General features: G+C 41.0%; 9 protein-coding genes. All 9 read left to right on the forward strand.

Annotated elements, in window-relative coordinates; genetic code table 11:
- Positions 1-239: 239 nt before the first annotated feature.
- The 9 genes from FNW02_RS21200 to FNW02_RS21240 all read left to right on the forward strand — a co-directional run bounded on the left by FNW02_RS21200 (position 240) and on the right by FNW02_RS21240 (position 12059).
- On the forward strand, positions 240-1940 hold the full coding sequence (locus FNW02_RS21200) for a polysaccharide biosynthesis protein (protein WP_431356820.1): 1701 nt from the start codon (positions 240-242) through the stop codon (positions 1938-1940).
- A gap of 121 nt (positions 1941-2061) precedes the next feature.
- Positions 2062-3000 carry a glucosamine inositolphosphorylceramide transferase family protein gene (locus FNW02_RS21205; RefSeq protein WP_348535425.1) on the forward strand — a complete coding sequence of 313 codons (939 nt, stop codon included), beginning with the start codon at positions 2062-2064 and terminating at the stop codon, positions 2998-3000.
- 4 nt (positions 3001-3004) lie between these two features.
- Entirely contained in the window at positions 3005-4276 is a 1272-nt protein-coding gene (locus tag FNW02_RS21210; RefSeq protein WP_191759484.1) for a lipopolysaccharide biosynthesis protein, read from the forward strand.
- Positions 4273-5478, forward strand: coding sequence for a glycosyltransferase family 1 protein (locus FNW02_RS21215; RefSeq protein ID WP_191759485.1), 1206 nt, complete (start codon positions 4273-4275; stop codon positions 5476-5478). The genes FNW02_RS21210 and FNW02_RS21215 overlap by 4 nt, the downstream gene beginning before the upstream one ends.
- A 154-nt stretch (positions 5479-5632) precedes the next feature.
- On the forward strand, positions 5633-6811 hold the full coding sequence (locus FNW02_RS21220) for an O-antigen ligase family protein (protein WP_191759486.1): 1179 nt from the start codon (positions 5633-5635) through the stop codon (positions 6809-6811).
- 36 nt (positions 6812-6847) lie between these two features.
- Positions 6848-8305 (forward strand): hypothetical protein, encoded by a 1458-nt coding sequence (locus FNW02_RS21225; protein WP_225225806.1) that lies wholly within the window; start codon positions 6848-6850, stop codon positions 8303-8305.
- Between the two features lie 231 nt (positions 8306-8536).
- Positions 8537-9670 (forward strand): glycosyltransferase family 4 protein, encoded by a 1134-nt coding sequence (locus FNW02_RS21230; RefSeq protein ID WP_191759487.1) that lies wholly within the window; start codon positions 8537-8539, stop codon positions 9668-9670.
- Between the two features lie 20 nt (positions 9671-9690).
- Positions 9691-10881, forward strand: a complete 1191-nt coding sequence (locus tag FNW02_RS21235; protein ID WP_191759488.1) for a glycosyltransferase family 4 protein — start codon at positions 9691-9693, stop codon at positions 10879-10881.
- Positions 10878-12059 (forward strand): glycosyltransferase family 4 protein, encoded by a 1182-nt coding sequence (locus FNW02_RS21240; RefSeq protein WP_191759489.1) that lies wholly within the window; start codon positions 10878-10880, stop codon positions 12057-12059. The genes FNW02_RS21235 and FNW02_RS21240 overlap by 4 nt, the downstream gene beginning before the upstream one ends.
- Positions 12060-12630: the final 571 nt, after the last annotated feature.

The following is a 12630-nucleotide window of genomic DNA, read 5'->3' on the forward strand; positions in this document are numbered from 1 at the left end:
GGTATCAAAGGAAATATCGACGACTAGTTGTGCGATGGGAGCGGATTTCTGCCTGCTTTAACGCTTTTCTTTCTCTAGCCACAATTCATATTTGGATGAATCGGATTTTATTAGTGGGATAGGTTCAACTAACTGTATTTTGGAGTTTTGGTTTTTATAGACGTTACTGGCGCTATGCCAGTGTTGAGGAACTGACATATATAACCATGTTGATGGTGGGTGCAGTAATCGTCCAAACCATGACATTTGATATTCTTCATGGCACAGAGCCTTTTATTATAAATAACCTGCCGCGATCGCTACCATTTATTGATGGGTTATTGTCGTGTATTTTCATTGGAGCATTGCGTTTCAGTTTTCGGGTTGTGGAAAGATTTAGCCAACGACAAGCAGTATTTAACCCACAGGAGCGGGTGCTGATTATTGGTGCTGGTAGTGCCGGAGTTTCTCTTGTACAAGATATGCAACGTAATCCTCAGCTGGGTTTTCAGGCTGTTGCCTTCATTGACGATGATCCTCGAAAGTTAAATGCACATATTAGTGGCATTCCAGTAGTTGGCGATCGCCACCAAATTCCTGATACTTTGAAATCTCTCCAAATTCATAAAGTTATCATTGCCATGCCTACTGTTGCTGGACAAGTTATTCGGGAAATCCTAGATATTTGTAAAGCAACTGGAACGCAGGCTAGTACCTTACCTGGAATACATGAAATCCTCAATGAACGTGTGCGGGTAGATAGTATTCGGGATGTCAGAATTGAGGATTTGCTCAGACGAGAACCCGTACAGACAGATATTGAGCGAGTGTCTAAATTTATCAAGGGTAAGACAGTATTAATCACAGGCTCAGGTGGATCAATTGGTAGTGAACTTTGCCGACAAATTTTCAAATGCCAGCCTAGCAGAATGATACTTATTGGACATGGAGAAAATTCTGTATTCAACATCCACCAAGAATTAGAACAACTTATTCAAGTACTTAAAAATGATGGCAAATCGCCAATAAATACCCCTCATATTTACACTTTTATTGCTGATCTTCGATTTCGATATCGATTAGAACATGCTTTTGAACGATTCCAACCTGATGTAATTTTCCACGCTGCGGCTCACAAGCATGTTCCCCTGATGGAATTAAATCCGCCAGAAGCAATTACCAACAATGTAATCGGGACAAAAAATTTACTAGAAGTAGCGCTGAAATATGATGTCAAACATTTTGTGATGATCTCCACAGATAAAGCAGTTAATCCCACCAATGTTATGGGAGCTAGTAAAAGAGTTGCTGAAATGTTGGTACTGCAAGCTGCAAGGGAAAGTGGAAAGCATTATGTTACCGTGCGTTTTGGCAATGTTTTGGGTAGTCGTGGTAGTGTAGTTCCCACTTTTAAAAAACAAATTGCTACAGGTGGCCCAGTAACCGTTACCCATCCCGATATCTGTCGTTATTTCATGACCATTCCAGAAGCAGTTCAACTTGTTTTACAGGCTGGGGTACTTGGTCGTGGTGGTGAAGTTTTAATGCTGAATATGGGTGAACCTGTCAAAATTGTTGATTTAGCCAAGGAACTGATTCGCCTTTCAGGCTATGAGGTAAACAAAGATATTGACATTGTGTTTACAGGATTACGGCCAGGGGAAAAGTTGTTTGAAGAACTGTTTATTAAAGGAGAGGAATATGAACCAACTCAGCACGAGAAACTATTTGTTGTCAAAAATGCTAGTCGGATTATTCCCAAAAATCTAAATTTAGGTGTGGAAACATTGTGTATAGCAGCAGCTAAAAATGATGTTAATTCTATCATGTTTTTGCTTGAGCAATTGATATCAGGATACAAACCAAAATACTTGGAAAATAATCTATCAATAGGTAATTCAAGAAATAGTGCTCTAGTCAAAAACTCCAATGGAAATATGCTGGCGAAAGCAGAAACATGAGGTACTGGATCAACTAGAGAATTTGAGCTTTGTCTTGATGTAGTTTTCATCCAAAAACTCCAATATGAAAGTAATTCATAATCGTCACAGCTTAGTACATGGCTTAGATAGCAGATCTGTTGTGAATTCAAGCTATTTTTCTTCTTTGAAAAAAATGGCAAGAACTTTTGTCAGAAGAAGATGTGAATGGTCAATTGGAATTTACACAGGCGAATCACTTTTTGATTTCAGTTCAACAGAAAATATCAAAAATCCAGTTTTGACTGCAAAAGATGTAACAGATGTAACAGCCGACTTTGTTGCCGACCCGTTTATGGTTCGTCATAACGACATTTGGTATATGTTTTTTGAAGTGCTGAATAGTTTTAATGATAGAGGAGAAATAGGACTAGCAACTAGCAATGATGGATTCAATTGGGATTACAAACAAATAGTAATTAAAGAACCCTTCCATTTGTCTTATCCTTATGTGTTCAAATTCCAAAATGAATATTACATAATTCCAGAAAGTTATGAAGCTAATTCTATTCGCTTATACAAAGCAGTTGACTTTCCTACTCAATGGACATTTGTAAAAACTTTAATAGATGGCAGAGATTATGTAGATAGTTCTATTTTTAATTTTAACGACAGGTGGTGGATATTTACATCGTCGTCACAAAGCAATATTCTCCGTCTCTATTATACTGATGACCTGATGGGGCATTGGATTGAACATCCTCAAAGTCCTATTATCGAAGACAATCTAAACATAGCAAGACCAGGAGGAAGAGTAGTAGTATATGATGGTCAAATTTTCCGATATACCCAGGATGATGAGGATTTATATGGTAGTCAAGTGCGAGCATTTGAAATAACCCATCTGACAACAACAACTTATGAAGAAAAACAAGTCAGAGAGAATCCTATTTTAAAAGCTAGCAAATTTGGTTGGAATAAAACTGGTATGCATAATATCGATCCTCACCAGATTACAAAAGATAAATGGATAGCCTGTGTGGATGGATATCAAATAGTTTTTGTGCTCGGTGTAGATCTGCAAAAGCTAATATCACTTTGACCAGATGCAACAAAAAAACCTACTAACACTACGCCGCAATTTCTCCTGGACTTTCACTGGCAATTTTGTTTATGCAGCTTGCCAGTGGGGAATGCTGGTAATGCTAGCTAAACTCGGTAGTCCAGAAATGGTAGGTCAGTTTACTTTGGGACTGGCTGTAACAGCACCCGTAATTATGTTGACAAATCTCCAACTACGAATTGTCCAAGCAACAGACGCTAAAAAACAGTATTGTTTTAGCGATTACCTGGGGCTGAGGCTAATTTCGACAATGTTGGCACTTCTGGTGATTGCAGTTATTAGTTTGTCAGGAGGATATCGCTGGGAAATATCCTTAGTTATTTTCCTGATCGGTTTGGCAAAGGCGTTTGAGTCTATTAGCGATGTATTTTATGGGCTAATTCAGCAGCATGAGCGCATGGATCGGATTGCGACATCGTTGATGATTAAAGGGCCTTTAGCACTGCTACTACTGGGCATTGGAGTACATATATCCGGCCGTATTCTGTGGGGTGTAGTTGGGTTAATTTTTGCTTGGGCTGTGGTGTTGTTTGGCTACGACATTCGTAGTGGGATCTTGATGCTGAAGCAGAGGTCACAATTGCAACCCCGTTGGCATTGGAAAACTTTAGCGCATCTGATATGGCTCTGTTTGCCTTTAGGGCTTGTGATGATGTTAATTTCACTTAATAGCAATATTCCCCGCTATTTTATTGAGCGATATTTAGGTGAGCGAGAACTGGGAATTTTTGCAGCCATAGCCTATTTAATGGTGGTAGGAGGTATGGTAGTAAATGCCCTAGGGGAGTCAGCCATTCCTCGCCTGTCTAAATATTATGCAGATGGCGATCGCATAGCTTTCCGCACGCTCCTACTCAAGCTGGTAGGAATTGCTACTCTATTGGGCGGAGCAGGTGTTTTAGTGGCTGTGGTGGCTGGGCGGCATATCCTAACTATTGTGTATCGACCTGAATATGCCGAGCACACAAATTTGTTTATCTGGCTAATGGTTGCGGCTGGGATTAACTACATATCGTCCTTCCTCGGCTATGGAATGTCGGCAGCCCGGTACTTCCGCATCCAAATGCCTTTGTCTGCCGTTGTGGCAAGTATCTCAGCCATAGCTTGTTTATGGTTGCTGCCCAAGTGGGGATTGTTAGGAGCTGCGATCGCACTATTGATTGCAGCAATTATCCAAGCAGGTTTAAGTTTGGCAATTATTCTCCATGCACTGCATAAACCACACGGGTACAAGGAAGGAGAATTAAAATCATGACTTTAGTTAGCAAACCTTCTATCCGCATTCTGCAAGTTGTTGGTGGGATGAACCGGGCTGGAACAGAAACTTGGCTGATGCATATCCTCCGCCACATTGATCGCGATCGCTTCCAAATTGATTTTTTGGTTCACACAACCAAGCCCTGCGCTTACGATCAAGAAATTCGCACTCTCGGCGGACAAATTATTCCTTGCCTGAAGCCATCGCAACCTTTGTTGTACGCTCGCAACTTCCGACGTATTTTGGATGAATACGGCCCTTATGACATTATTCACAGTCATGTCCATCACTTTAGCGGCTATATCCTCCGCCTAGCACGGCAAGCTGGTGTACCTGTTCGCATTGCTCATAGTCACTTTGATTCCTCCTCACTTGCTGCTAAAGCACGATGGCACAAGCGTTTGTATCTAGCTTTGATGGAACGATGGATTGCTTTTCATGCAACGGCAGGTCTGGCATGTAGTTACAAAGCAGCTGAGGCTTTGTTTGGAGTGCCTTGGAAAACCGATCCACGTTGGCAAATACTTTATTGTGGCGTTGACCTGAAACCCTTCCAAACTTTTATTGATCCAGTCACAGTTCGTGCAGAATTTGGTATACCTAAAGACGCCTTTGTAATTGGTCATGTTGGCAGATTTGAGCAAGCAAAAAACCATCAGTTTCTTTTAGACATTGCTGTAGAAGTTATTAAGCGAGAACCAAGGATGTACCTCTTACTTGTAGGTGATGGTTCTCTACGTCCAGATATTGAGCAAAAAGCTATGCAGATGGGTTTAGCAGGCCGCGTCATCTTCACAGGTGTTCGTCCTGACGTAGCCCGAATCATGCTGGGAGCTATGGATGCATTTCTATTTCCATCCCTTCATGAAGGCTTAGGCTTAGTGTTAATCGAAGCACAGGCAGCAGGGCTACCCTGTATCTTTTCAGACGTTGTTCCGCAGGAAGCAGATGCGATCGCGCCTTTGGTACAGCGAATTTCCTTGTTGCAACCTGCCTCTATCTGGGCTGAAGCAGTAATAGCTACTACTAAGCAGAATAAATTAATGATTACTCAACCAGAAGCTCTTGCCATTATCCAAAAGAGTAAATTTGATATTCGTAAAAGCACGAATCAATTGCAATTTCACTATGTTGAACAATTAAATAAAGCTTTATATAGCGGTTCTCGATTGAGTAAGGTACACAGAAGTTGTAATTAACCACAGATGAACACCGATGAGTTATCTGTATTTATCTGTAGTTCATTTTTCACTTATTCGCCTTTTTGCAAGGAGTCTGATTTGTATCTTAGGAAAAGCTATAGTTTTGCAAAATATCTAGTAATAAATTTGTTATTTAAGTTAAGGAAATAAAATGTATAAATCTCTCATCCGAGAAACTTTTATAGTTATTCTTCTTGCCGTTTTATTTGGCGGGGTATCTCTTATGGATTTGGGTGATCCAGATTCCTCTATCGATCCATCTATTTTAAAATTACGTCATCTGATGAATGGCATAACTTTACTAGTTTTTTTAGTAATGTCTCGCTTTAAAATATGGCATTTTCCTAGTAAGCCTTTAACTCTGACTTTTTTTTGGTATTCATTCTCTTTTGTTTTTTTCTTATCTGGTTCTTTTCATGATGATTTAACAATAATCAGAGATAGTATATGGCTCATGATTGCTATACCAATTATTTTTTTCTCTGTGCTACCTAAGCTGATGAATAAATCTGCAAATTTCCTGATTGCACTGGGACTTTTACTGGGACTATTACCCTATATTATTACTTCCTTATGGCTCCATCCTATCTGGCAATCTACACAATCATATCGAGGTGTATTTTATAATTCAAATCAGCTAGGAACTACAGGCGCAGCAATTTCGGCTAGCATCTTTATTTTGTTAATTGGTGCTATATCAAAGAAAAAGAATGTATTTTATATAGTAAGCCTAAATTTCATTTTATTTTCAAGTCTGATTATTATTCTTTTATCTAATGCTCGTACATCTTTGATTGCATTCTTTATTATGTTTGTAATTTTATGTTGGCAATTATTACGAAAACCGAATTATTTATTTAGCATTTCTTTGATAATTATTGCAACTATTACAATTCTTTTAAATCTTGTTCAACAAAATCCCTTGCTATTAGAGCAAATTAGTAGAATTCAAAATAAGGAATCTATCAGTGGCAGAGATCAAATTTGGATGCAAACAATCAAAGATATGCAATTACTAGGTAATAACAGTAATTACTTTGACTTAAATTTTGGCATGGGAGGACACAATTCTATTATTGATATACTTGGCGTTTATGGTATATTGGCAGCATTTTTTATGACTTGTTTTGCAATAAGTAGCTTTTATTATACTTATTCTTATTTTAAAAAATATGCAAAAGATGATGCTTATGCGATCGCACCATTTATAATTACAACTTGCTTTTGGATTATAGCTATGACTGAGAGTATGTTTGGCGCTTTAGGTAATGCATTGACCCAGGCTTATATGATGTCTATGGGAGTAGTTATACACCACAATAAACGCTGATATTAATTTTAAATTTATATATATGAGTAAGATATTATGTTAACACTCAGCAACGTAGCTATTCTGGCAAACAAAATTCAGGCGATCGCAGCTCATATACAGCGCATAGCTCGTATTGCCCGTAGCATATTTCCACGCATTTTTAGAACTGTAATGCGTTCAAGACTTCTTATAGGTTGCATACTTCTGATGGTGTCACTGATGATGCACCTGCTAATAGGTTCAGCAGAACCCCAACGAACTAGCAAGAAATTGCTTGAGTATGGCTGGGATGTCCCAACTCCTGATTTTTTCCGGCAGCATATTAAGCAGATGGAGCAGCACCCATTTGATGGCGTAATTGTCAAGCTTAACGTGGGTAAAGAAGTCTTTATAAAATCATCCTACCCCAACACAGCGTTTACGCAAGATCGCAAAAACCTGGCTGCCACGACTTCCTCTAAGCTCACCGATAATTTCGTATTGATGTGGTCTTCTATGGAGTATGGGTGGGACTGGTTCAACGATACTGACTGGGCTGCCACCGAAAAGAACATTAGCAACTTTGCTAAGACTGCCAAAGCTGGTCGTTTCAAAGGCATTGCTTTCGATCCGGAGCCGTACACCAACAATCCGTGGAATTATGAGACACAACGCCAGCACGACAGCAAAACTTTTGAAGAATATCAAAAGCAAGTGCGAAAGCGCGGGGCCCAATTTATGAAAGTCTTGCAAACAACGCAACCTCGTACAGAGGTTTTCAACCTTGGTCTTTTGAGTTGGATGAAGTATTTACTGGAAGAAACCACCGACGCAGATGAGTTACAAAAGCGGCTCGTTAGCGATGGTCATGGGTTATGGCCGGCCTTCATTAACGGTATGCTCGATGCGGTTCACTCAGACTCTATCATCATCGATGGCAACGAACGAGCATACTACTCTTACTGTGCTGCTTGGTTTGCAGCTATCCGCAAGATGATTCAGAAAGACGCGCGGGCGCTTGTCGATTTGGTGAACCATACCAAGTACGACAGCCAAGTGAAGATTGGTCAAGCGGTCTATATAGATCTTTTGCTCGACCTTTTTAAAAAGCCTGCCAACAATGTCAACAACGATTGGTACGGTGTCAGAATGCCGCACTTCCTATCGCCAAATGACCGACTACGGTTGTTAGAACATAATACCTACTACGGACTCCGCACCGCAGATAAGTATGTGTGGATATACAGCGAGGCAATGGATTGGTGGCAGAATCGCATTCCTAGAGGCGCAGAGAATGCTATTCGGCGTGCCAAGGCAAAGATTCAAAAAGGTGAGCCGCTTGGGTTCAATATTGAGACTGCCACTGAAAAAGCGCTCAAAAAGTGGGGGCCAATCGAAAATACGGACAAGTGTTGGCAAGACGGCCCGCTAAGACAAAGAAGTTTTCAGACTTCTTTATTTAAAAAAATACTCTCAAATAATTGCTTCAGTTCGTTTTTAAAGAAGCAAAAAATGATGATTACAAAAGGATAGGTGTTGCTGAATATGAGTATGAAACTCAAAAATTTAATCTCTCAAACTTTTATTCTCTGTGCCTCTGTCTTGAAAAGTTTCCTAGGTCGGGCTAACCCTCCTTCTCCTGACGGAGATGCTACGCGAACAGAACTTTTCGCTGCGTCTCTGCGTGATATTAATTCATACTTTCACTCAGCAACACCAAAGGATAAATAGTAAAACTAGTAATTTAATTTAAGGCGTTGCATTATGCAAAAAATTCTTCATTTAATACACAGTTTTAACAGAGGTGGCATTGAAAAATGGTTGCTTTCTATGCTTCAGGAGATACCTAGAAATAAATGCGAAATGGATTTCTGTTGCAAGGGAGAAGATATCGGAACACTGGCTGCGATCGCTCAATCGGATGCCAAATTATTTCACTGTCCTTTAGGTCTTGGTCACTTTGGTTTTGTACAAGGATTGAAACGGATATTAGTCGAAGGGCAGTATCATATCCTACATAATCATTCGGAAACCTACAGTGGAATAGCTGTATGGGTGGCGAAGCAGCTAGGTATCCCAGTTATTACTTCCTTTCATAACACCAGCTTTTCTCCGCAGACAACTATCACCCGTCTGCCCATAGTCCGACGATTGCGTTCAATTTATGGAATGTTGAGCATTGGTTATGCACTGCGTCATTCCGATCTATTAACTGGTTGTTCTCAGGGGGTGATTCAAAGTCTCGGTCAGGGAACAAAAATCAAGCAGCTTCCTCAAGTGCTTTACTATGGCGTTAGTCAGCCACCATTAGCAACATCACAAGAATACACAGCTTTTCGTAATTCCTTTGGATGGTCAGATGAAACCCCTATTATTCTTCATGTTGGACGTTTGATCGAACAGAAAAATCATTTAGGTGTTTTGTCTGTATTTAAACTAGTTTTGGAGCATATTCCCACAACAAAACTACTTTTAGTAGGGGAAGGGCCACTTCGTTCTTTAATTGAAGATGCGATCGCCAACTGGGGACTTACTAAATCAGTTTTGCTACTTGGTGAGCGTGACGATGTACCATCGCTGATGAGTAGGTCTGATGTTTTTTTCTTGCCTTCGCTGCACGAAGGTTTGCCAGTTGTGGCACTTGAAGCCAGTGCCGCCAGTCTCCCCATCGTCGGCTCCAAAATTCCTGGTTTGCTGGAAGCAGTTCGAGATGGCGAAACCGCTCTACTGCATGATATAGACGATATTCAAGGTATGGCAAAGTCCCTAGTCAAGTTGATTAGCGATCGCACCTATAACGATCAGCTTGGTCAAGCAGGACAAAGGTGGGTGAAAAATCAGTATTCAACTGCAACCAGTGCCCATCAACTCTTAGAGGCTTACAAATCTTTGATGTAATTACTATTGAGCAAACACTTATGAAGGTATTAGTCACGGCTAGCGAACGCTTTGCGATCACCAAGGATGGTCATCTGTGGAGTGCTAAGGCAACTCTAGATTATTACCAATGGGCTGGCTACTTGGAAGTATACGATGAGGTGTATTTAATGGGTCGTGCCAAATTGCACCCCAACCCACCACTAGGATGGGTAAAAACTACGGGGCCGGGAGTTAAAGCCGTGCCAGTTCCTTACTTTGTTGGCCCTTGGGAGTATATCAAAAATTATCGGGGGGTAAAAAGTGTAGCCGAAAAGGCGGTAGCTGAGGCAGAAGCGTTTCAGCTACGCATACCTTGTACCATTGGCGCAGCAGTCTATGATTGCTTAACACCCCAAAGACCATTTGGGATTGAAGTCATCGCTGATCCTTACGATAGTTTTGCTCCTGGTTCTGTTAAGCATCCTCTCAGACCTTTTTTCCGTTGGTGGTTTCCTCGGCAACTGCGCCGTAAATGTTCTGATGCAACCGCAGCCCTCTACGTTACTAAAGAAGCTTTGCAGAGGCGTTATCCCTGTCGTCACTATTCAGTGGGTGTATCTGATGCAGAGCTTCCTCAAGAAATGCTGGTTTCTACGTCTCGTCCAGTCAATCCAGGATTACGCAAGTTTACTCTGATTCAGGTGGGGACACTAGCTCAACTCTACAAAGCACCAGATGTATTGATTGCTGCGATCGCTGTTTGCGTGCAAAACGGTTTAGATCTCAAACTCGTTCTGATTGGAGACGGTAAATATCGCACTCAATTGGAGCAACAAGCCAAAAATTTGGGAATTAGCGAGCGCGTTCACTTTTGCGGTCAATTATCCAGCCGTGATGCAGTGCGAGATCAATTAGACCAAGCAGATCTTTTTGTTCTACCTTCTCATCAAGAAGGCTTGCCAAAAGCAATGGTGGAGGCTATGGGGCGAGCATTGCCTGTAATTGGTTCCACAGTGGGCGGCATCCCAGAACTGCTACCTCCAGAGGATATGGTGTCTCCAGGTGATGTGGCTGCCTTAGCAAACAAAATTCGGGAAGTTGTAAACGATCCACAGCGCATGGCTCAGATGTCTGCTCGTAATTTAGAAAAGGCAAAAGAATATACCAAAGCAGTTTTGCGCGGACAACGCTTGGCATTCTATCGCTACGTGCGTGAGAAGACAGAAGTGTGGTTGAAACAACAAAGATGAACAAACTCTTAATGGTAACAACCATCCCAGATACCCTAAAAGCCTTTCTCCTTCCCTTTACTTATCACTTTCGAGCTAAGGGCTGGCAAGTAGATGCAATGGCTTGTGGAATTTCCGCTAGTGCTGAATGCTTGCAGGCTTTTGATCACGTCTGGGACGTAGAATGGTCACGCAATCCCTTAGCTCCATTTAATCTAGTAGTTGCTCCGCGCATCATCCAAGAGGTGATACAGCAAGGGAAATATGACATAGTTCACGTCCACACACCAGTAGCAGCTTTTGTTACCCGATACGCCCTCAAGAATTGGCAAAAGCAGAAAAAACTACGGGTGATTTATACAGCTCACGGTTTTCACTTCTATCGTGGCGGAAAGCCATTAAAAAATGCTCTGTTCTTTACCCTGGAAAAGTTAGCTGGAAGCTGGACAGACTATTTAGTAGTGATTAATCGTGAGGATGAAGAAGCGGCAAAGCGCCAAGGGCTGCTATCAGCTGAATACATTCGGTATATGCCGGGAATTGGAGTTGATTTACAGTATTACAGCCCTAATGCTACTTCGGAAGCTGAAGTTAAGCGGCTACGCCAGGAATTAGGTTTAGCATCAGGAACCCCACTATTTTTATCGGTGGCTGAGTTCATCCCCCGAAAGCATCCTCAAGATGTTTTAAGAGCATTTGCTCGCCTAGCCCGACCTGAAGCCTGCTTGGCTTTTGCCGGAGATGGGCCGCTGATCAACCAGATGCAAAAGTTAGCATCCCAACTGGGGGTGCAAAATCAAGTGCGCTTTTTGGGACTGCGCCAGGATATTCCCGCTTTAATACGTGCAGCAGTAGCTACTGTACTTGCTTCTGAACAAGAGGGTTTACCCAGGTGTGTGATGGAGTCTATGTGCTTGGAGACTCCTGTGATTGGCACAAATATTCGGGGGACTAGAGATTTGCTAGCAGAATGTGGTCTTCTGGTCAAAGTGGGTGATGTAGAAGCACTTGCAGAGGCGATGGCATGGATGCTGGATAATCCTCAACAAGCTCGAATCATGGGCAAGCAGGGACGAAAGCAGATCGCTAATTATGAACTTTCACACATTCTGAAACAACACGAGGCTTTATATAGTGAGGCTATGTTGGCATCATCTACTAGAACACCGATTCAGCAAGAAAAATCGATTATTTCGTAGAGACGTTGCATTGCGTAGAGACGTTGCATTACAACGTCTCTACAGCCAACGATAATTGGTCATTTTACTTTTCATGCAATTTTCCATCAAAAAAAGCTAGTTTACCTTTAATAGTGAGCTAAAAATGAAATTCAAACCATAGAAAGCTATGTTTTTGTAATTGAAAATATTACCTACAGTCCCTAATAATACGGGGAATATTATGATGATTGCGAACAATTGGCAGGAAAATTTAATGAATATAAGGTTTAATAAAAACAGTGCCAATATGGCAAGACTATGTATCTAATTTTGGTTATTTTGTTTATGATTGGTAATTTAAATAAGCTTTGTTTGAGCTTTAATTATTATTTGCCATTCGTAGAAAATCTTTGAATTTATTAGGACTTACGCACAAGTTATGGAAGAATCAAACCGCAGAGGCACAGAGGGCACAGAGGAATGAGAGTTTGAGAGGTATTTTGCGTAAGTCCTGCTTATAAAGAGCAAGAGATTTTTTGAAACATAAATGCAGATATGCATTTACTCATTTTTGTACAAAATATCATCTTCCCTATTGTTTTGATTCTTT

The organism is Komarekiella delphini-convector SJRDD-AB1 (assembly GCF_014831675.1).
Taxonomy (GTDB): domain Bacteria; phylum Cyanobacteriota; class Cyanobacteriia; order Cyanobacteriales; family Nostocaceae; genus Komarekiella.